Here is a 19,982-nt window from a genome sequence, read left to right as displayed (position 1 = left end):
CATCACCATGCGCGTTTTCGTCACCGGCGCCAGCGGGTTCGTCGGTTCCGCCGTCGTACGCGAACTCATCGACGCGGGTCACGAGGTCGTGGGCCTCGCCCGCTCCGACTCCTCCGCCGCGGCGCTGACGGCCGCGGGGGCCGAGGTGCACCGCGGCGACCTCGACGATCTCGACAGCCTCCGCCGTGGCGCCGCGGCGGCGGACGGCGTCATCCACACGGCCTTCAAGCACGACTTCTCCGACATCGCCGCCTCGGGCGCGATCGACCTGCACGCCATCGACGCGATGGGCACGGCACTCGAGGGCACCGGCAAGCCCCTCGTGACGACCTCGGTGTTCCTGGTCCCGCCGGGTGTGTTCGCCACGGAGGAGGACCCGGCCGACCCGGTGTCCGTGGCCCCCTTCCGCGTCCCCTCCGAGGAAGCCACCCTCGCCCTCGCCGAACGCGGCGTACGCGCCACGCTCGTCCGCCTCCCCCCGTCCGTCCACGGCCGCGGCGACGGGGCGTTCGTCCCCCAGCTGATCGACATCGCCCGCGACCGGGGCGTGTCGGCCATGGTTGGCGACGGCACGAACCACTGGCCCGCCGTCCACCGCCTCGACGCGGCCCGTCTGTTCCGGCTGGCCCTGGAGAAGGCCCCGGCGGGCGTCCGGCTGCACGCGGTCGACGACGAGGGCGTGCCCTTCCACGCCCTCGCGACCGCCATAGGCCACGGACTGGACCTCCCGGTCGTCCAAATACCCCCCGCCGAAGCCGCCGCCCACTTCGGCTGGATCAGCCACTTCGTCTCCCTGAACCTCCAGGCGTCCAGCGCCCTGACACGGCAGCGGCTGGGCTGGAAGCCGGAGGAGGCGGGGCTGCTCGCGGACCTGGCGGAGGGGCACTACTTCGAGGACGGGCGGACGAGCAAGCTCTGAGGGGCCGTTGTCAGACCCTCCTGGCACAGTTCCCGCCATGGACACGGACGAGTTCTGGAGCATCGTCGAGACAGCGCGCTCGAAGACGACGGAAGGCCTGCCTTTCCACGAGGCACTGGTCGACCTGCTGGCCCGCCGCTCGCCGCAGGACATCCTGCGGTACCAGGAGCGCTTCGACGCGCTCCACGGCGCCGTTTACCGCTGGGACGTGTGGGCCGCCGCCTACCTCATCGGCGGCGGCTGCTCCGACGACAGCTTCACGGACTTCCGTGCGGGGCTGATCGCCCAGGGGCGCGAGTGGTACGAGCGGGCGGCCGCCGTGCCGGACAGCCTCGCGGATCATGCCGAGGTCGTCGGCGCGGCCGCCGACTTCGAGGACCGGACGCTCTTCCACGAGGACGCCAACTACTGCGCCTCGGACGCCTACGAGCGGATCACCGGAGACGGCGAGGCCTTCTACGAGGCCTGGAGACAGTACGCGGCGGATCGTCCCGAGACCCGCGCCGAGACCGACATGGGCGAGGACTTCGACTTCGACGACGATGACGAGATGCGGCGACGGCTGCCCCGACTCGCCTTGCTCTTCCTTTCCGAAAAAGCGGTTGATCGGACGCCGACGAGTTCTTAGGCTGCTGCTACTTCAGAAGGGAGGTGGTTCGGCAGATGTATTCAAACCGGACGGAAGAGGTGGCTGCGGGCTAGCAGCCCGACACCACATTCAGTGCGGTGCCGGACCAGTGCGCGAAAGAAGCGTGCAGCCGGCCCAATCCCAAGCAGTCACCCGACCCGCAAGCTCGCCGGTACGTCCGGCCGGCTCCCCCGCTCAGGCGGTAGGACCCGAGCTTGCGGGTCGTCTGCGTTCCTGGAGGATTTTCGGGAGTGATCTGCGACACCCGCGTTTCTTGCGGCGCGCAGTACTCTGACCTCATGCTTTCGCTCGTTCGACGCCGCCACGTGGACTACGTCCGCGTCACGAGCATGGGCTGTCGACGCTCCATCTGAGCTTCCGGCCCCTTTCTGACGCAGCCACCCGCTGCCGTTCCCTGCTGTGCTCCCCCTTCTCTTCCTGTGGACGAACTCCATGACGAACGTGTCGACGCATCCGTCGTACCAGCAGCTCCCGATCATCGACCTCTCCGCCGCCGATCGCGGCCCCCAAGCCCGTGCGCTGCTCCGTGCCCAACTGCACAGTGCCGCCCATGACGTGGGGTTCTTCCAGCTCGTCGGGCATGGGGTCAGCCGGGAGGAGGTCGGTTCCCTGCTCTCCGCCATGCGGAAGTTCTTCGCGCTTCCCGAGGAGGAGCGACTCGCCATCGACAACGTCCGCTCGCCGCACTTCCGTGGGTACACGCGAACCGGCGACGAGCGGACGGGGGGCAGCAGGGACTGGCGGGACCAGCTCGACATCGGGGCCGAGCGGGAGGCTCGCATACCGGGTGCCGATGAGCCCGCCTACTGGTGGCTCCAGGGGCCCAACCAGTGGCCCGGCTCACTGCCCGAGCTGCGGACCGCCGCGCTGGGGTGGGTCGAACGGCTCAGCTCCGTCGCCGAGCGGCTGCTGCACGAGCTGCTCGCTTCCATCGGGGCGCCCGCAGACTTCTACGACCCGATCTTCGGGGCGCACGCCCATCCGCATCTGAAGCTCGTGAGGTATCCGGGGAGTGCGGGGGACGGTGCCGATCAGGGGGTCGGTGCCCACAAGGACTACGGGTTCCTGACCCTGCTGCTCCAGGACCGGGTCGGCGGGCTCCAGGTGCAGCGCGAGGACGGGCGGTTCCACGATGTGCCGCCGCTGGACGGGGCGTTCGTCGTGAACCTCGGTGAGCTGCTGGAGGTGGCCACCAACGGGTATCTCGTCGCCACGAATCACCGGGTCGTCTCCCCGCCCGGGGCGACCGAGCGGTTCTCCGTCCCGTTCTTCTACAACCCGCGTCTCGACGCGCGCGTGGAGCCGCTGGCCTTCCCGTACGCCTCTGCCGCGCCCGGTGTCTCCGACGACCCCACCAACCCGCTGTTCGCGGAGTACGGCTACAACGAACTGAAGGGCAAGCTGCGGGCGCACCCGCTGGTGGCGGAGCGCCACCACGGCACCCTGCTGACTCCGGCCTAGATCAACGCCCCAAGGGGCGTGAGGAACTGCGCGACCAGCCACATACGGCCCGCAGCCGCCCGCGCCCCTCAGGCACCCTTCTCAGTGGGCGATGTCCTCGTACCCCGAGACGTCCTGCGGACTGCGCGACCCCGGCCCCACATACCGCGCGGACGGCCGCACGAGCCGCCCCGTCCGCTTCTGTTCCAGGATGTGCGCCGACCAGCCCGCCGTACGCGCGCACGTGAACATCGACGTGAACATGTGGGCCGGCACCTCGGCGAAGTCGAGGACGATGGCCGCCCAGAACTCGACGTTGGTCGCGAGCACCCGGTCGGGACGGCGGGCGTGCAGTTCGGCCAGGGCCGCCTTCTCCAGGGCTTCGGCGACCTCGAAGCGGGGCGCGCCCAGCTCACGGGCCGTGCGCCGCAGCACGCGCGCGCGGGGGTCCTCGGCGCGGTAGACGCGGTGGCCGAAGCCCATCAGGCGCTCGCCCTTGTCGAGGGCCTGCTTGACGTACGCGTCGGCGTCGCCGGTGCGTTCGATCTCCTCGATCATGTGCAGGACGCGGGAGGGGGCGCCGCCGTGCAGCGGGCCGGACATGGCTCCCACGGCGCCCGAGAGGGCGGCGGCGACGTCCGCGCCGGTGGAGGCGATGACGCGGGCCGTGAAGGTGGAGGCGTTCATGCCGTGCTCGGCGGCGGACGTCCAGTAGGCGTCGACCGCGGCGACGTGCTTGGGGTCGGGTTCGCCGCGCCAGCGGATCATGAAGCGTTCGACGACGGACTGGGCCTTGTCGATCTCGCTCTGCGGGACCATGGGGCGGCCCTGGCCGCGGGCGGACTGGGCGACGTACGACAGGGCCATGACGGCCGCCCTGGCGAGGTCGTCGCGGGCCTGGGCCTCGTCGATGTCGAGGAGGGGTTTCAGGCCCCAGACGGGGGCGAGCATCGCGAGTGCGGACTGGACGTCCACTCGGATGTCGCCGGAGTGCACGGGGATCGGGAAGGGCTCGGCGGGCGGCAGGCCGGGGCGGAAGGCGCCGTCGACGAGCAGGCCCCAGACGTTGCCGAACGAGACGTTGCCGACCAGGTCCTCGATGTCGACGCCCCGGTACCGCAGGGCGCCGCCTTCCTTGTCCGGTTCGGCGATCTCCGTCTCGAACGCGACGACTCCTTCGAGGCCAGGTACGAAACCGGGGTCAAAGCCGGGGTCGAGGTCGGACATCAGGCGGCTCCTCATGATGTGTGCGACTGGTCTTGTCGGGCGGTCCGGGGGCGACCTGCGGAGGGGACGGCTCCGGATGGTCGGTTGGCCCTGTGATGCCCCGTACGGCGGGTGGTCACCCCACCGCGGCGGCATCTGCACCATATCCCCGAGTGCCACCTTTGGGGAGTACTTGCGGCACTGAGTGCCACCCTTGTGCGGTGGGCCCCGACCGGCTCTCCGGCGGATTCCATACGGCAAGATGACGGCGTGACCGACGCAGACGCCGTCTCCCGCGATCCCGTTCCCTTCCCCGATCCCGCCGCCATGCGCAAGCAGTACCGGGCCGAGGGGCTCGCCGAGAGCGAACTCGCCGCCACGCCCGTGGGGCAGTTCGCGCGCTGGTTCAAGCAGGCCGCGACGGAGGCGCAGCTGTTCGAGCCGAACGCCATGGTGGTCTCCACGGCGGACGCGGAGGGCAAGCCCACCTCTCGTACGGTGCTGCTGAAGCAGTTCGACGAGCAGGGGTTCGTTTTCTACACGAACTACGACTCCCGCAAGGCGCGTGACCTCTCCGAGAATCCGTACGTCTCGCTGCTCTTTCCGTGGCATCCGATGGCCCGGCAGGTCGTCGTCACGGGTGTCGCGCGCCGTACCGGGCGGGACGAGACCGCTGCGTACTTCCGGACCCGCCCGCACGGTTCGCAGCTCGGGGCGTGGGCCAGCGCCCAGTCGTCGGTGATCGCGACACGGGCGGACCTGGAGGCGGCGTACGCCGAGCTCGAGGCCCGCTATCCGGAGGGCGAGCAGGTGCCGGTGCCGCCGCACTGGGGTGGTTTCCGGGTGGCGCCGCAGACGGTGGAGTTCTGGCAGGGCCGGGAGAACCGGCTGCACGACCGGCTGCGGTACGTGGCGGAGCCGGACGGGAGCTGGCGGGTGGAGCGGCTCAGTCCCTGAGGAGCCGGGGCGTTCAGCCCAGCGCGTCGTCCAGCAGTACGGCCCACTGGGCGACGACGCGTTCCCGGCGCCCCGCGTCGTCCGTGAGCAGGTTGGCCAGCCCCAGGCCCCGGGCCATGTCCAGCAGGCCCTGGACCGTCTCCCGTACCCCGGGCCTGGACTCGTCCGCGCCCAGGAGCTCCACCGCGATGCGGTGGGTCTCGCGGCCGACGCGCGCCTCCAGTTCCGTCACGTTGGGGCGGAGCTGCTCCTCGTTGGAGGCGGCGACCCACAGGTGCAGGGCCGCGCGGAAGAGGGGGCCGGTGTAGAGGTCGACGAGGGCTGCCACCACGGTCCGCCGGTCGGCCGTCGCACCCTGCGGGAAGAGCGCCCGCAGAGCCGTCGAGCGTTCCTCCGCCACGTACTCCACCGCCGCCGTGAACAGGTCCTCCCGGGTCGGGAAGTGGTGCTGGGCGGCGCCTCGGGAGACGCCCGCGCGTTCGGCGACGACGGACACCGTGGAGCCCGCCCAGCCGTGTTCGGCGAGGCAGGCCACGGCGGCTTCCAGGAGCCGCTGCCGGGTGGCCCGGCTGCGGTCCTGTTTGGGAGTACGTTCCACACGGTCGCCGACCGTGCTCACAGCGCCCATGCGGGATCCCGTCGTTCCAGAAAGGCCGTCATGCCCTCGCGGGCCTGTGCGGAGGCGAACAGGCGGGCCGAGAGTGCGGTGAGGTCGGCCGCGTCCCGGTCGAAGGCTTCCAGCACCCTAGCGGTGAGCAGCTGTTTCGTCTCCGCCAGGGCTTCGGGGGCCGCCTTGCGCAGGCCGTCCAGGAGGGGTTCCAGTACGTCGTCCACGGCGTCGCCGGTCGCCGTCAGGAGGCCGATGCGGGTGGCCTCGGCGGCGTCGAAGCGTTCGCCGGTGAGGTAGTAGCGGGCGAGGGCGCGGGGGTCGGTGCGGGGCAGCAGCGGCAGGGAGATCACCGCGGGGGCCACCCCGATCCGTACCTCGGTGAAGGCGAAGCTCGACCCGGTGGCCGCGACCCCGATGTCGCAGGCCGCCAGCAGGCCCAGTCCGCCCGCGCGGACGTGGCCGGTGACCCGGGCCAGGACCGGTTTGGGCAGCGCGATGATCTGCCGCAGCAGCCCCACCAGGGCATGGGGGTCGGGCGGGTCCTTCAGGTCGGCGCCGGCGCTGAACGTGTTCCCGGTGTGGGTGAGGACGATCGCGCGTACGTCGCCGTCCTTCTCCGCTTCGGCCAGGGCGGTCGCCAGCTCGCCCACCAGCGCGGCCGACAGGGCGTTGCGGTTGTGGGGCGAGTCGAGGGTGAGGGTCTGGATACCCCGCGCGTGTGCGCGGCCGATCAGTGTCACTGGAGCTCCCTCAGTCGGCGGCGCAGGATCTTCCCGGAGGCGGCCCGCGGTACCCCGTCGATGAAGGTGACCTGGCGGACGCGTTTGTAGGGGGCGACGCGTTCGGCGACGTACATCATGACCTCTCCTTCGGAGAGGTCGGTGGCGTTGGGCCCGCGGACCACGTACGCGTGCGGGACCTCGTTGCCGTCGTCGTTGTAGGCGCCGATGACGGCGGCGTCGGCGATGCCGGGGTGGGTGAGGAGGAGCGCTTCGAGTTCGGCCGGGGCGACCTGGAAGCCCTTGTACTTGATGAGTTCCTTGACCCGGTCGACGACGAACAGCCACCCGTCGGCATCGGCGTGGCCGACGTCGCCGGTGTGCAGCCAGCCGTCGGGGTCGATCATGGCGGCGGTGGCGTCGGGGCGGCCCAGGTAGCCCTTCATGACCTGGGGGCCGCGGATGAGGATCTCGCCGTCCTCCGCGACGCCGACGTCCTTGTCGGGGTCGTCGAGGGAGACGATGCGCATCTCGGTGCCGGCGACGAGGCGGCCGACCGTGCCGGGGGGCGCGTGGCGCATGGCGGCCAGGGGGACGACGTGGGTGCCGGGCGAGAGTTCCGTCATGCCGTACGCCTGGCCCACGGGCGGCAGGTTCAGGCGCTGCGAGCAGGCCTCGGCGAGCTTGGCGTCCAGGGGGGCGGCGGCGCTGATGATGTAGCGCAGCGTCGACAGGTCGTACTGGGTGACCAGCGGGTGCTTGGCGAGGGCCAGGACGATGGGCGGGGCGACGTACAGGCCGGTGATGCGGTGGTTCTGGATGGCCGCGAGGAAGGTCTCCAGGTCGAAGCGGGGCAGGACGACGACGGTGGCGCCGTTGCGCAGTGGCCCGTTCATGAGGGCCGTCAGACCGTAGATGTGGAAGAAGGGCAGTACGGCGAGGATGCGGTCGCCGGGGCCCACCGCGAGGGCGGGTGAGAGCTGCGCGAGGTTGGTGGCCAGCTGGCGGTGGGTGAGCATGACGCCCTTGGGGATGCCGGTCGTGCCCGAGGAGTACGGCAGTGCCGCCACGTCCTCCACGGGGTCGATGTCGATGACCGGTTCCGGGGCGGTGGAGCCCAGCATGTCGAGGAGCGAGCGGTGTCCCGGCGCGCTGTCGCAGACGAAGATCTCCTCGACGCCGCCCGCGAGTTCGGCCGCCCGGCGGGCGGTCTCCAGCAGCGGGGAGACGGTGACGATCCAGCGGGAGGCGGAGTCCTTGAGCTGCTTGGCGAACTCCTCCGGCGTGGCGAGCGGGTGCACGGTGGTGACGGTGGCCCCCGCGCGCGTGGCGGCGTAGAACGCCGTGGGGAACGCGATCGTGTTGGGGCTGTGCAGCGCGAGGACGTCCCCCTTGGCCACCCCCGCCTCGGCGAGACCGGCGGCGACGCGCCGGTGGAACAGGTCCAGCTGGGCGTAGGTGAGGGTGGTGCCGTTCGTGCCGTCGACGAGGGCGGGGCTGTCGCCGAACTCGGCGGCCCGGCCCAGGACGGCCTCGTGGATGGGGAGTTCGACCGGGGGGACGTCTGCGTACTCGCTGCGGAACACGGTTCCTCCAAGACGGCCTAGTACGACTTGGGCAGGCCCAGGGTCTGGTGGGAGACGTAGTTGAGAATCATCTCCCGGCTCACCGGGGCAATACGAGCCACGCGCGAGGCCGTTATCAACGAGGCGAGCCCGAACTCCCGGGTGAGGCCGTTTCCGCCGAGGGTGTGCACGGCCTGGTCGACCGCCTTCACGCAGGCCTCCCCCGCCGCGTACTTCGCCATGTTGGCGGCCTCGCCCGCGCCGACGTCGTCGCCGATGTCGTAGAGATGGGCCGCCTTCTGCATCATCAGGCGGGCCAGTTCGAGGTCGATGTGGGCCTGCGCCAAGGGGTGCGCGATGGCCTGGTGGGCGCCGATGGGGGCGTTCCAGACGGTGCGGTCGCGGGCGTACTCGATGGCTTTGGCGAGCGCGTAGCGGCCCATGCCGATCGCGAAGGCGGCCGTCATGATGCGTTCGGGGTTCAGGCCGGCGAAGAGCTGGAGCAGGCCCGCGTCCTCGTCTCCGACGAGTGCGTCGGCGGGGAGGCGTACGTCGTCGAGGGTCAGCTCGAACTGCTTCTCCACGGCCTGGAGTTCCATGTCGATCTGGTGGCGGGTGAAGCCCTCCGCGTCCCGGGGGACGATGAAGAGGCAGGGCTTGAGGCGGCCGGTACGGGAGTCCTCGGCGCGGCCGACGATGAGGGTGGCGTCGGCTATGTCGACGCCGGAGATGAAGACCTTGCGGCCGGTGAGGAGCCAGTCGGTGCCGTCTCTGCGGGCCGTGGTGGTGATGCGGTGGCTGTTGGAGCCGGCGTCGGGTTCGGTGATGCCGAAGGCCATGGTGCGGGTGCCGTCCGCCAGGGCGGGGAGCCAGTCCTGCTTCTGGGCGTCCGTGCCGAACCTGGCGATCACTGTGCCGCAGATGGCCGGGGAGACGACCATCATGAGCAGGGGGCATCCTGCGGCGCCGAGTTCTTCGAGGACGATCGAGAGTTCGGAGATGCCGCCGCCTCCGCCTCCGTACTCCTCAGGGAGGTTGACGCCGAGGTAGCCGAGTTTGGCTGCCTCGGACCAGAGCTGTTCGCGGTCGTAGGTGCGGCCGTGGCGTTTGCCGAGGGCGGCTACCGCTGCTCGGAGGGCTTTGTGTTCGTCGGATTCGATCGTGGATGGCATGGGACTCCTCCCGGGTGCGAGTTGTCTGTGGCTGGTCGCGCAGTTCCCCGCGCCCCTAGGTGGGTTCGACCACCGCCAGTAGAGAGCCGACCGTGACTTGGTGGCCGGGTGCGGCGTGCAGGGCCGTCAGTACGCCTGTGAGCGGGGCCGTGATCTTGTGTTCCATCTTCATCGCCTCCAGCCACAGCAGGGGCTCTCCGGCCTTCACAGGAGCCCCCTCGGCCAGCCCTTCCGCGACCCTGACCACCGTTCCCGGCATCGGGGCCACCAAGGAACCCGGGGCCAGCTGGGCCGCGGGGTCCGAGAAACGCGGCAGCGCCCTCAGCCGCGTCGCGTTCACGAACACCTCGCCGCCGTACCTGGTCACCTCGAACTTGCGCTGCACGCCCTCCACTTCGAGTACGACCAGAGCCGCGTCCGCGTGCACGATCCGCACCCCGTCCGCCTCCAGTCCGTCCCGCGTGGGGCGGTAGTGGACCTCGTGTTCCTCGCCCGCGATCTCGTAGCGCTTGGTCTGGGGCTGCGAGGGAACGTTGCGCCAGCCTCCGCCGAAGCGGGAAGGGCGGCTTCGGGCGTCGGCGAGGGCGGCGGCCAGGGGGGCGTAAGGGTCGGGCAGCGCCACCGTCAGGGACGGGAGATGGCGGTCGTAGAACGCCGTGGTCATCGCCGCCGACGTGAACTCCTCGTGCCGCAGGCTGCGGACCAGCAGGTCCCTGTTGGTCGTCGGGCCGTGGATCGTGGCCCGCTCCAGCGCGCCCGCCAGTTTGCGGAGCGCCTCCGCGCGTGTGGGGGCGTGGGCGATGACCTTGGCGAGCAGGGGGTCGTAGTGGACGCCGATCTCGGTGCCGTCGTCGTAGCCGGTGTCGAGGCGGACGGATGCCGGGACGGTCAGGCGGTGGAGGGTGCCCGTCTGGGGGGTCCAGTCGGTCGACGGGTCCTCGGCGTAGAGGCGGGCCTCGATGGCGTGGCCACGCGCGCGGGGAGGCTGGTCCGCGTCCAGCGCGCGGCCCTCCGCCACCGCGATCTGGAGAGCCACCAGGTCCACGTCGAACACCGCCTCCGTCACCGGGTGTTCGACCTGGAGGCGGGTGTTCATCTCCAGGAACTGCGCCTTGTCGTCGGCGACCAGGAACTCGACCGTGCCGGCGCCCACGTAGTCGACCGCGCGGGCGGCGCGTACGGACAGCGTGTGCAGCTCGGCCACGAGTCCCTCGGAGAGTCCGGGTGCCGGGGACTCCTCGATGACCTTCTGGTGGCGGCGCTGGAGGGAGCAGTCGCGGGTGCCGAGCGCCCAGACCGTGCCGTGCGTGTCGGCGAGGATCTGGACCTCGACGTGGCGGCCGTTCTCGATGTACGGCTCCAGGAAGACCTCGCCGTCCCCGAAGGCGCTCGCGGCCTCGGCGCGGGCGCCCTCCCGTGCGGCGCTCAGCTCCTCCATGCGGCGCACGACCCGCATGCCGCGCCCCCCGCCGCCCGCGGCCGCCTTCACCAGCAGGGGCAGATCGGCCTCCGTGGGCTCCCCCAGCGGCGCGAGGCCCATCAGCTCCTTCGCGCGCGTCTTGGACGCCATCGCCTCGATCGACGAGGGGCTCGGGCCGATCCACACCAGTCCCGCGTCCAGGACCGCGCGTGCGAAGTCCGCGTTCTCGGAGAGGAAGCCGTAGCCGGGGTGCACGGCGTCCGCGCCGGCCGCGACCGCCGCCTTCACGATCAGGTCGCCGCGCAGATACGTCTCCGCGGGGGTCGCCCCCGGCAGCCGTACCGCCGTGTCGGCCACGCGCGCGTGGAGGGCGTTCGCGTCGGCGTCCGAGTGCACGGCGACCGTCCGGATTCCCAGCTCACGGCAGGTGCGGAAGACGCGGCAGGCGATCTCGCCGCGGTTGGCGACGAGGACAGAAGTGATCACTGGAAGGTTCCTCACATCCGGAAGACGCCGAAGCCACCGCGCGCGCCCTCGTACGGCGCCGTGTGGATGGCCGACAGGCACAGGCCGAGGACGGTGCGGGTGTCGCGGGGGTCGATGACGCCGTCGTCGTAGAGCCGCCCGGACAGGAACATCGGCAGCGACTCGGACTCGATCTGCTGCTCCACCAGGGCCCGCAGAGCCGCGTCGCCCTCCTCGTCGTACGGCTGCCCCTTAGCCGCCGCCGACTGCCGGGCCACGATCGAGAGGACGCCGGCGAGCTGCTGCGGGCCCATCACGGCCGACTTGGCGCTGGGCCAGGCGAAGAGGAAGCGGGGGTCGTAGGCCCGCCCGCACATGCCGTAGTGCCCGGCGCCGTACGAGGCGCCCATCAGCACGGACAGGTGTGGGACACGGGAGTTGGACACCGCGTTGATCATCATCGCGCCGTGCTTGATGATGCCGCCCTGCTCGTACTCCTTGCCGACCATGTAGCCGGTGGTGTTGTGCAGGAAGAGGAGCGGGATGTCCCGCTGGTTGGCCAGCTGGATGAACTGGGCCGCCTTCTGGGACTCCTCGCTGAACAGGACCCCCTGCGCGTTCGCCAGCACGCCGACCGGATAGCCGTGCAGTGAGGCCCATCCCGTGGTCAGGCTGGTCCCGTACAGCGGCTTGAACTCGTCGAAGTCGGAGGCGTCGACGATCCGGGCGATGACCTCGCGGGGGTCGAAGGGCACCTTCAGATCGCCGGGGACGATCCCCAGCAGCTCCTCCGCGTCGTACTTGGGCGGCTCGGCCGGGCCCGGATCGCCGTACGCCTTGCGGTGGTTGAGGCGTGCCACGACCCGGCGTGCCTGCCGTAGCGCGTCCTGCTCGTCCACGGCGAAGTAGTCGGCGAGTCCCGACACGCGCGCGTGCATCTCCGCGCCGCCGAGGGACTCGTCGTCGCTCTCCTCCCCCGTGGCCATCTTCACCAGCGGCGGACCGCCCAGGAACACCTTCGCGCGCTCCTTGACCATGATCACGTGGTCGGACATGCCGGGGACGTACGCGCCTCCGGCGGTGGAGTTCCCGAAGACGACGGCGACCGTCGGGATCCCGGCGGCGGAGAGGCGGGTCAGATCCCGGAAGATGGCCCCGCCGGGAATGAAGATCTCCTTCTGGGACGGCAGATCGGCGCCTCCGGACTCCACCAGGCTGATGCAGGGCAGCCGGTTGGCGAGCGCGATGTCGTTCGCGCGCAACGCCTTCTTCAGCGACCAGGGGTTGCTGGCGCCTCCGCGTACGGTCGGGTCGTTCGCGGTGATCAGGCACTCCACGCCCTCGACGACCCCGATGCCGGTGACCAGGGAGGCGCCGACGGTGTAGTCGCTGCCCCAGGCGGCGAGCGGGGACAGCTCCAGGAAGGGCGTGTCGGGGTCGAGGAGCAGCTCGATGCGCTCACGGGCGAGCAACTTGCCGCGCTTGCGGTGCCGTTGGACGTACTTCTCGCCGCCGCCCGCGAGAGCCTTGGCGTGCTCGGTGTCCAGGTCGGTGAGCTTGGCGAGCATGGTCTCGCGGTGGGCGCGGTAGTCGGGGCCGTTGGTGTCCAGCGCCGACGACAGGACGGTCACAGCAGCTCCTCCGGGATGTCCAGGTGGCGGGAGCGCAGCCATTCGCCGAGGGCTTTGGCCTGCGGGTCGAAGCGGTGCTGGGCGGCGACGCCGGCGCCGAGGATGCCCTCGACGACGAAGTTGAGGGCGCGCAGGCCCGGGAGGGCGTGGCGGGTGACGGGCAGGTGGGCGGTCTCCGGGAGGAGTTCGCGGAACCGGTCGACGCTCAGCGCGTGCGCGAGCCAGCTCCAGGCCTCGTCGGTGCGGGCCCAGACACCCACGTTGGCGTTCCCGCCCTTGTCGCCGCTGCGGGCGCCGACGACGAGCCCGAGAGGAGCGCGGCGCGTGGGCCCCGACGGAAAGGGCTCGGGCAGCGGCGGCTCCGGGACCTCTTCCAGTACGACGGTCTCCTGAGCCGGTGCCACGGACACCCGCCGCCCGTCATGGAGGACCGCCACATGGGGAACGGCCCCATGGGGGACGTACACATCCTCGAAGACCCCATAAGGCGCGCCCTTTCCAGGTGGCGCCAGCACATGGAAGCCGGGATAACTCGCCAGCGCGAGCTCGATGGCGGCCCCGCTGAGCGCCCGCCCCACGGCCTCCTGGTCCGGGTCCCGTACGACGAGCCGCAGCAGCGCGCTCGCGGTCTCCTCGGTGTCGGCGTCGGGGCGGTCGGTGCGGACGAGGTCCCAGCGCACCTCGCTCACCTTGCCGAGGGCAGCCTCCAACTGCCCCTTCACCAGTGCCGCCTTGGCCTCGATGTCGAGCCCGGTCAGCACGAAGGAGACCTCGTTGCGGAAGCCGCCGAGCCGGTTGAGGCCGACCTTGAGGGTGGGGGGCGGGGGTTCGCCGTGGACACCGTCGATACGGACGCGGTCGGGGCCGTCCTGGGTGAGGCGGACCGTGTCGAGGCGGGCGGTGACGTCGGGGCCCGCGTACCGGGCGCCGCCCGTCTCGTACAGGAGCTGCGCGGTCACCGTGCCGACGTCGACGAAGCCGCCGGTGCCGGGGTGTTTGGTGATGACCGCCGTGCCGTCCTCATGGAGCTCGGCGAGGGGGAAGCCGGGGTGTCGGACGTCCCCCTCCCGGAAGAACGAGTAGTTCCCGCCGGTCGCCTGCGTCCCGCACTCCAGCACATGCCCGGCGACGACGGCTCCCGCCAGCCGGTCGTACTCCCCCGGCCCCCACTCGAAGTGCGCGACGGCCGGCCCGGTGACCAGGGCCGCGTCCGTCACGCGCCCGGTGACCACGATGTCGGCGCCCTCGCGCAGACAGGCGGCGATACCGAAGCCGCCGAGGTAGGCGTGCGCGGCGAGGCTGCCGGGATGCTGTGCCGTGAGGTCGTCGCCCTCGACGTGGGCGACGCGGACGGGGATGCCGAGCCGGTCCGCCAGCTCCCGCACCCGGTCGGCGAGTCCGGCGGGGTTGAGGCCGCCCGCGTTGGCCACGAGCTTGACGCCCCGCTCATGGGCGAGACCGAGCGAGTCCTCGAGTTGGCGCAGGAAGGTGCGGGCGTACCCGGCGCCGGGGTCCTTCAGGCGGTCGCGGCCGAGGATGAGCATGGTCAGTTCGGCGAGGTAGTCGCCGGTGAGGACGTCGAGCTCGCCGCCGGTCAGCATCTCGCGCAGGGCGTCGAACCGGTCGCCGTAGAAGCCGGAGGCGTTGCCGATACGCAGCGTGCTCACCCGGCCGCCCCCTTCGGCGGGCGTCCACCGCCCGGCGGGCCCGCGAAGGCCTGGGCGATGTCGAGCCAGCGGTCGGCGTCGGCGCCTTCGGTGCGCAGGGCGAGGTCGGTGCGGTGGGCTCGGTGGGTGACGAGAAGGCAGAAGTCGAGGGCGGGGCCGGTGACGCGGTCGGTGGCGTTCTCGGGACCGTAGATCCACACCTTGCCGGAGGGGGCGGTGAGTTCGATGCGGAACTCCTCGAACGGCGGGGTCAGACCGTGCACGCCGAAGGAGTAGTCACGGGTACGGACACCGAGCCGGGCGATATGGCTCAGCCGGTCGGTGGGCGTACGGGTCACGCCGAGCGCGTCCGCCACGTCCAGGCCGTGCGCCCAGGTCTCCATGAGACGGGCGGTGGCCATGGAGGCGGTGGACATGGGCGGGCCGTACCAGGGGAAACGGGCACCGTCAGGGGCGGCCCGCAGAGCGTCGGCCAGGTCCTCACGTCCCGCGCGCCAGTACGCGAGCAGCCGCGACGGAGGCTTCCCGGCACCCTCCTCGGCACCGTTGTCCACGAAGTCCCCGGGTGCGGCGAGCGCCTTCTCGACCTCGCGGGAGAAGGCGTCCTGATCGGTCACCGCCAGCAGGGAGGAGTGGTCGGTCCAGGCGAGGTGGGCGATCTGGTGGGCGATGCTCCAGCCGGGGGCGGGCGTCGCGAGCCGCCACTGCTCGGGGCTCAACTCGGCCACGAGCAGGTCGAGCTCCTCGCTCTCGGCGCACAGATCGTCGATGACGGGCGTCGGGTCTGCCATGGAGCGAGGATGTCAGCGAGCGCAAAAACAAGCAAGCATGCTTGCATGAAAATGTGCGGCCCTTTCGTCGGCCGTTGACGGCGCCCGACTTTTCCACAAGCCGGGATCTCTGCGCATCCGAGTGGCTACTCTCAGTCATGGGAGGTGGTCGGCATGCGGATCCGTGAACTCGACCCCAGCGCATCGCCGTTGGACTACTACGGCTACGAACTGCGCCGCGTACGGGAGGAGGCGGGACTGACACTGGCGCAACTCGGGGCGATCGTGTTCTGTACCGGGTCGCTGATCGGGCAGATCGAGACGGCGGCGAAGGTGCCGCAGCGGGAGTTCTCCGAGCGGGTGGACGCGGCGATGGGGACGGACGGGATGTTCTCGCGGCTGGTGGGGCTGGTGCTGCGGAGTCAGTTGCCGAACTGGTTCCAGCCGTATGCGGAGATGGAGGCGAAGGCGGGATTCATCTCGACGTACCAGTGTCAGTTGGTGCACGGGCTCCTGCAGACGGAGGCCTACGCACGAGCCGTACTCGGTGTCGAGCACTCGGACCGGCTCGACGAGATGGTGGCGGCACGGATGGACCGGCAGCGCATCCTGGCGCGGGAGCAGCCGCCGGTGCTGTGGGTCGTGCTGGACGAGGCGGTGCTGTATCGCGAGATCGGCGGCCGGGAGGTCATGCGGGAGCAACTGGCGCACCTGCTGAGCCTGTTCGGCCGCCAGTGGATGGAGATCCAGGTGCTGCCGTTCTCGGCGGGCCAACATGCGGGGATGATGGGCTCGTTCACGCTGTTCCGGTTCGACAGCGATCCGGATCTGCACTACAGCGAGAGCTACGACCAGGGCCACCTGACCGCCAATCCGTCAGTGATCAAAGAGCGTTCCCTCGGTTACGCTCGCTTGCAGGCTGCGGCCCTCTCACCGAGAGACTCGGCCGCCTTGATCGCCCGCGTGATGGAGGAACGCTATGGGGAGCAACCTGAACCTGACGCGAGCGCAGTGGCGTAAGTCGTCGTACAGCGGAAGCAGCGGCGGCGAGTGCGTCGAGGTCGCCCACCTCACCCCCCACATCGCCGTCCGTGACTCCAAGAACCCCGACGCCGGGGCGTTCTCCGTCACCCCGGAGGCCTTCGCCGCCTTCGTCGCCGGAGCCGTACGGGGGCCGCTCGCCTGAAACGGCCATCCCACCCGGCTGACACGGTCGGAGGTCATCCGCTGACGCGGGGCGGCACAGCCGCACCGTTCTCGCCGTCCGGCGCGCGTGAAGGCGGGACGACCGGAGCCGACGGCGGCCGCGTCCCCGCCAGACTGTCGAGAAGGTTCCTGCGGATCGGGTGGAGCCGCGGTGCACGCCGGTAGCCGACGTGGCGTTCCAGGGGCCAGAAGACGGGCTGGCCCGTAGTGCGTCCTGGTTCCGTCGTGGTGGGCTCGGCTGTCGGGTCCACCCCGTCCTTCCACTCCACATCCCCGAATGAGCCGTTCTCCGCGGCGCCCCCGACGACGGGTCCCGCCAGTACGTCGGTGGTGCGGTGGATGTTGATCCAGGCGTGCAGGTTCCGCAGCGCGCGGATCGAGTCGGCGGGCGCGTAGCCGGGGTAGTGGCGCCGGAACACCACACCGACCGGGCTGCCCGTGGTCAGCAGGGCGATGCGCCGGCGCAGTCCGGGCCGTACCTGCCACAGGGCCGCCACGGCGATCACCGATCCCATGGAGTGCGCCTGGATCAGCAGGCGGCGGCGGTCGTTCCCGTCCAGCAGGTACTCGATCCGGTGCACGAGTTCGGGGACGGTGCGCACCGCCCAGGCCGCCGGGGTGAACGGGTGCGCCGCACGGGGCCAGAACGCGCCGAACGCCCAGGCCAGCCCCGCGTTCCGGCGCATCTCGGGCCGCAGCACGATGGCGCGTACGGCGAACACGGCCACCGCGACGAGACCCACCAGGATGACGGCCCCGAGCGTCGTCAACTGCTGGAGTACATCGACCATGACGTCCCGTACGCCGGCCAGCCAGGAGCCGTCGCCGACCCAGTAGGCCCCGTACATGGCGCAGGTCAGGAGGACGACCAGGACCGCGAGGGTGGCCAGGCCGCGGTCGTACCAGATCAGGGCGCGGACTCCGGCGTACTCCGCGAACCGCAGCCTTTTCCACTGGCGTTGGTTGTCGAGGATGTCGTCCGGGTCCGCGCCGGGATCGGGGGCGGGGGGCGAGACGTCCCGCAGCCAGGGCCGGCGCAGGGCCGTGCACGCGGCGGCGATCGCGCCCACCGCCGCGCCGAGCAGCACGACCAGCGGGAAGGCCGCCGCGACCACTTGGACGGCCCGCGGGATGAGGGCCGCGTACGGGTCGCCGTCGGGGGTGAGCCAGCCCTGGAGCCACAGGGAGAACGCCGCGGTGTAGAGCCAGCCCACGAAGCAGGCCAGCACGCCGACCACGGGTCCCAGCAGCCCGTACAGGGTCGTCCTCGACGCCGAACCGGTCTCTCCGCGGACCATGGCGAGACAGGCGACGACCATGAGCACGAGACCGACGCCCTGGGCGATGACCACGTAGTTCGCCTCCGCGCCCATGCCGGGCAGCATCGTGGAGCGCTCGCGGGCGGCGTCCCAGTCCCGGGAGGGCACCGCGCAGCACACCATGGCACCGACCGTCACCGCCAGGCACCCGCCGACAGCCCCCTTCGCGTACCGCAGGGGCCAGCGGAGCCTGTGCCGTGGAGTGCCCATGGTTCCTTCGCGCTGGACGTAGCTGGCGCGGAAGTACGGGCCGTCGATCACCACGAGGACGGCGATCACCAGGATCAGCACGAACAGGGTCAGGGCCAGGGTGGCGTCGCCCTCGCGCAGGTCGTACTGGAGCGGCGGGACGATGAGCAGCATGGCCACCGTGAGCAGTCCCGCGCACAGGTGCCGTGTGGTCAGGCCCTTGGCCCGCGTGTTGTGCTCCCAGAAGCCGCGGACCTCCAGGGGCCGCCGGGTGCGGTGTCCGTTGCGCCGGTGCCGGTCCTCCTCCTCGGCCCGTTCGTAGTGCTCGCGCGCGGCGGTCCTGAGCACCGGGCGGTACTCGCGTTTGGCGTCCCGGGCGCTGAACGCCATCAGGGTGCCGACGACCAGCGGCGCGAGGGCCGCGAGGGCCAGGCCCGTCCCGGTGTCCGGCTCGCGGGCCGCGGTCACCGCGAAGTTGCCCGAGACGCACTCGGCGGTCTCGGCTCCGCACTGCCAGACGACCTGGTCCATGGCCGCCTGCCCGAAGACGCCGACCAGCATCACCGTCAGGGAGAGTCCGAGCAGCCGCGCTCCGAAGCTGTACAGGGAGCCGTGCCATGAGCGTTCCGGTAAGCGTGGCTGCATCCACGTCACCAGGTTGATCACGAGAAAGGGCAGCAGGAAGAGCCAGGCCGCCCGGCCGGCCCCGCCGATCAGCAGCCGGGGCCAGTCGTACACCTCCCGCAGGGGGCGCGGCCCGTCCGTGTCCTCCTCGCCGGGCCGGTACCAGCCCGCGCTGTCGTCCCCGCTCACCTGACGTACACCGGGCGGCCGGAGAACCTCCTCGCGGTCCACGACGCCGGTGCCGGGTATGACCAGTTCGATCAGTTCGACCGGCTCCGGCGGGGGTGGTTCGCCGACGTGCGCGCCCGGTGTTCCGTTGTCCATGAGAGCTCAGGGTGAGGCTGCCGACGGCTGCTGACAATGCGCAGAATGTACGAGAAGTCGGCTGTTCGGGAGGCGGCCCGGGTTTCCCGTGCCCCTCAGGAACCGTCCTCCTGAACCTTGGCCTTCCCTCGTCCCACCTGAGTCCGCACCGCCCCCATGCTCGCCGCGATGACCAGGGCGATCGCGGCGGCCTCGGTCATGGAGAGGGCCTGGTTCAGGATGAGGAAGCCGGCGGTCGCGGCGATGGCCGGTTCCAGGCTCATCATGATCGCGAAGGTGGAGGCGGGCAGGCGGCGCAGGGCGACGAGTTCGAGGGTGTAGGGCAGGACCGAGGAGAGGACCGCCACGGCCGAGCCGAGGGCGATGGTCGTGGGGTCGAGGAGCTTCGCGCCGGATTCGGCGACGCCCAGCGGGAGAAACACCAGCGCCGCGACGACCATGGCGAGGGCGAGCCCGTCAGCCTGCGGGAAGCGGCGGCCGGTACGGGCGCTGAAGACGATGTACGCCGCCCACATGGCACCGGCGCCCAGGGCGAACAGGACACCGACGGGGTCGAGGCCGCCGAAGCCTCCGCCGCTGAGGAGGAAGACGCCGCCGAGGGCGAGGGCCGCCCAGACGAGGTTGACCGCCCGGCGGGAGGCGACGACGGAGAGCGCCAGGGGGCCGAGCACCTCCAGGGCGACCGCCGGGCCCAGCGGGATGCGGTCGATGGACTGGTAGAAGAGCCCGTTCATCCCGGCCATCGTGATGCCGAAGACGACGACCGTGCCCCAGTCCGCACGCGTGTAGCCGCGCAGCCTCGGCCGGCAGACGACGAGCAGGACCAGCGCGGCCGCCACCAGCCGCAGGGTCACCACCCCGGACGCCCCGGCCCGCGGCATCAGGCTCGCCGCGAGGGCGCCGCCGAACTGCACCGAGATGCCCGCGGAGAGCACCAGACCGATGGAACCGAGGGAACCCCAGCGGTGCGGGACTTCTGCCGAGGCGGCCTGGATGACGGGGGTCTCGGAAACCGGGGTCGGCGTGGTCACGGGGCCTTCCAGAGGACTTGGCGCGGATTTCGTTCATCGTGATGGACTTACCAGTCCAGAGTAATGGACTACGTCAGGCGCGTGAACCCTTTTTGCCAC

At 71.2% G+C, this 19,982-nt stretch carries 17 protein-coding genes; 6 read left to right on the top strand and 11 right to left on the bottom strand.

Annotated features, from left to right (window positions below; translation table 11 throughout):
- Positions 1–7: 7 nt before the first annotated feature.
- The 3 genes from ACIOHP_RS11140 (at position 8) to ACIOHP_RS11130 (ending at position 3,029) form a co-directional block, all read left to right on the top strand.
- Positions 8–919 carry an SDR family oxidoreductase gene (locus ACIOHP_RS11140; RefSeq protein WP_401885741.1) on the top strand — a complete coding sequence of 304 codons (912 nt, stop codon included), beginning with the start codon at positions 8–10 and terminating at the stop codon, positions 917–919.
- Positions 920–956: 37 nt separating this feature from the next.
- Positions 957–1,547 carry a DUF4240 domain-containing protein gene (locus tag ACIOHP_RS11135; protein ID WP_401885736.1) on the top strand — a complete coding sequence of 197 codons (591 nt, stop codon included), beginning with the start codon at positions 957–959 and terminating at the stop codon, positions 1,545–1,547.
- A 453-nt stretch (positions 1,548–2,000) separates the two neighbouring features.
- A complete protein-coding gene (locus ACIOHP_RS11130) occupies positions 2,001–3,029 on the top strand; it encodes an isopenicillin N synthase family dioxygenase (RefSeq protein ID WP_401885734.1) in 1,029 nt (342 codons plus the stop codon).
- Positions 3,030–3,110: 81 nt separating this feature from the next.
- On the opposite strand, the gene ACIOHP_RS11125 is transcribed toward ACIOHP_RS11130, so the two are convergent.
- Positions 3,111–4,235 carry a citrate synthase 2 gene (locus ACIOHP_RS11125; protein WP_361538460.1) on the bottom strand — a complete coding sequence of 375 codons (1,125 nt, stop codon included), beginning with the start codon at positions 4,233–4,235 and terminating at the stop codon, positions 3,111–3,113.
- A 306-nt stretch (positions 4,236–4,541) separates the two neighbouring features.
- On the opposite strand from ACIOHP_RS11125, the gene pdxH reads away from it, so the two are divergent.
- Positions 4,542–5,171 (top strand): pyridoxamine 5'-phosphate oxidase, encoded by a 630-nt coding sequence (pdxH, locus tag ACIOHP_RS11120; protein ID WP_401886400.1) that lies wholly within the window; start codon positions 4,542–4,544, stop codon positions 5,169–5,171.
- 13 nt (positions 5,172–5,184) lie between these two features.
- Here the strand turns inward: pdxH and ACIOHP_RS11115 are convergent, their stop codons facing one another.
- The 8 genes from ACIOHP_RS11115 to ACIOHP_RS11080 are packed head-to-tail and all read right to left on the bottom strand — an operon-like array spanning position 5,185 to position 15,211.
- Positions 5,185–5,799 (bottom strand): TetR/AcrR family transcriptional regulator, encoded by a 615-nt coding sequence (locus tag ACIOHP_RS11115; protein ID WP_361538462.1) that lies wholly within the window; start codon positions 5,797–5,799, stop codon positions 5,185–5,187.
- Entirely contained in the window at positions 5,787–6,521 is a 735-nt protein-coding gene (locus ACIOHP_RS11110) for an enoyl-CoA hydratase family protein (protein WP_401885729.1), read from the bottom strand. The genes ACIOHP_RS11115 and ACIOHP_RS11110 overlap by 13 nt, the downstream gene beginning before the upstream one ends.
- On the bottom strand, positions 6,518–8,086 hold the full coding sequence (locus ACIOHP_RS11105) for a 4-coumarate--CoA ligase family protein (RefSeq protein ID WP_361538466.1): 1,569 nt from the start codon (positions 8,084–8,086) through the stop codon (positions 6,518–6,520). Before ACIOHP_RS11105 ends, ACIOHP_RS11110 begins: the two co-directional genes overlap by 4 nt.
- 17 nt (positions 8,087–8,103) lie before the next feature.
- Entirely contained in the window at positions 8,104–9,237 is a 1,134-nt protein-coding gene (locus ACIOHP_RS11100) for an acyl-CoA dehydrogenase family protein (protein WP_361538468.1), read from the bottom strand.
- Between the two features lie 55 nt (positions 9,238–9,292).
- A complete protein-coding gene (locus ACIOHP_RS11095) occupies positions 9,293–11,143 on the bottom strand; it encodes a biotin carboxylase N-terminal domain-containing protein (RefSeq protein WP_401885722.1) in 1,851 nt (616 codons plus the stop codon).
- Between the two features lie 11 nt (positions 11,144–11,154).
- Positions 11,155–12,753, bottom strand: a complete 1,599-nt coding sequence (locus ACIOHP_RS11090; RefSeq protein ID WP_401885719.1) for an acyl-CoA carboxylase subunit beta — start codon at positions 12,751–12,753, stop codon at positions 11,155–11,157.
- The gene (locus tag ACIOHP_RS11085; protein ID WP_401885716.1) at positions 12,750–14,420 is read right to left on the bottom strand and encodes an acyclic terpene utilization AtuA family protein; all 1,671 of its coding nucleotides are present in this window, start codon (positions 14,418–14,420) and stop codon (positions 12,750–12,752) included. The genes ACIOHP_RS11090 and ACIOHP_RS11085 overlap by 4 nt, the downstream gene beginning before the upstream one ends.
- Positions 14,417–15,211, bottom strand: coding sequence for a TIGR03084 family metal-binding protein (locus ACIOHP_RS11080; protein ID WP_401885714.1), 795 nt, complete (start codon positions 15,209–15,211; stop codon positions 14,417–14,419). The genes ACIOHP_RS11085 and ACIOHP_RS11080 overlap by 4 nt, the downstream gene beginning before the upstream one ends.
- A gap of 153 nt (positions 15,212–15,364) precedes the next feature.
- On the opposite strand from ACIOHP_RS11080, the gene ACIOHP_RS11075 reads away from it, so the two are divergent.
- The gene (locus ACIOHP_RS11075; protein WP_401885711.1) at positions 15,365–16,210 is read left to right on the top strand and encodes a helix-turn-helix transcriptional regulator; all 846 of its coding nucleotides are present in this window, start codon (positions 15,365–15,367) and stop codon (positions 16,208–16,210) included.
- A complete protein-coding gene (locus tag ACIOHP_RS11070; RefSeq protein ID WP_401885708.1) occupies positions 16,170–16,376 on the top strand; it encodes a DUF397 domain-containing protein in 207 nt (68 codons plus the stop codon). Before ACIOHP_RS11075 ends, ACIOHP_RS11070 begins: the two co-directional genes overlap by 41 nt.
- 34 nt (positions 16,377–16,410) lie before the next feature.
- Here the strand turns inward: ACIOHP_RS11070 and ACIOHP_RS11065 are convergent, their stop codons facing one another.
- Together ACIOHP_RS11065 and ACIOHP_RS11060 are read right to left on the bottom strand one after the other, a co-directional pair.
- The gene (locus ACIOHP_RS11065; protein WP_401885706.1) at positions 16,411–18,852 is read right to left on the bottom strand and encodes a hypothetical protein; all 2,442 of its coding nucleotides are present in this window, start codon (positions 18,850–18,852) and stop codon (positions 16,411–16,413) included.
- Between the two features lie 95 nt (positions 18,853–18,947).
- Positions 18,948–19,883 (bottom strand): EamA family transporter, encoded by a 936-nt coding sequence (locus tag ACIOHP_RS11060; RefSeq protein WP_401885703.1) that lies wholly within the window; start codon positions 19,881–19,883, stop codon positions 18,948–18,950.
- Positions 19,884–19,982: the final 99 nt, after the last annotated feature.

The sequence above is a fragment of the Streptomyces sp. NPDC087859 genome, from assembly GCF_044742595.1.
Taxonomy (GTDB): domain Bacteria; phylum Actinomycetota; class Actinomycetes; order Streptomycetales; family Streptomycetaceae; genus Streptomyces; species Streptomyces canus_F.
The sequence above is the reverse complement of the archived record's forward strand: the minus strand, read 5'-3'. Positions and strand labels throughout refer to the sequence as shown.

Coding starts and splice junctions, on each gene's coding strand:
- ACIOHP_RS11135 (WP_401885736.1), top strand. CDS start 957: ATGGACACGGACGAGTTCTGGAGCATCGTCGAGACAGCGCGCTCGAAG.
- ACIOHP_RS11125 (WP_361538460.1), bottom strand. CDS start 4,235: ATGTCCGACCTCGACCCCGGCTTTGACCCCGGTTTCGTACCTGGCCTC.
- pdxH (WP_401886400.1), top strand. CDS start 4,542: ATGCGCAAGCAGTACCGGGCCGAGGGGCTCGCCGAGAGCGAACTCGCC.
- ACIOHP_RS11070 (WP_401885708.1), top strand. CDS start 16,170: ATGGGGAGCAACCTGAACCTGACGCGAGCGCAGTGGCGTAAGTCGTCG.
- ACIOHP_RS11130 (WP_401885734.1), top strand. CDS start 2,001: ATGACGAACGTGTCGACGCATCCGTCGTACCAGCAGCTCCCGATCATC.
- ACIOHP_RS11140 (WP_401885741.1), top strand. CDS start 8: ATGCGCGTTTTCGTCACCGGCGCCAGCGGGTTCGTCGGTTCCGCCGTC.
- ACIOHP_RS11115 (WP_361538462.1), bottom strand. CDS start 5,799: ATGGGCGCTGTGAGCACGGTCGGCGACCGTGTGGAACGTACTCCCAAA.
- ACIOHP_RS11080 (WP_401885714.1), bottom strand. CDS start 15,211: ATGGCAGACCCGACGCCCGTCATCGACGATCTGTGCGCCGAGAGCGAG.
- ACIOHP_RS11065 (WP_401885706.1), bottom strand. CDS start 18,852: ATGGACAACGGAACACCGGGCGCGCACGTCGGCGAACCACCCCCGCCG.
- ACIOHP_RS11075 (WP_401885711.1), top strand. CDS start 15,365: ATGCGGATCCGTGAACTCGACCCCAGCGCATCGCCGTTGGACTACTAC.
- ACIOHP_RS11100 (WP_361538468.1), bottom strand. CDS start 9,237: ATGCCATCCACGATCGAATCCGACGAACACAAAGCCCTCCGAGCAGCG.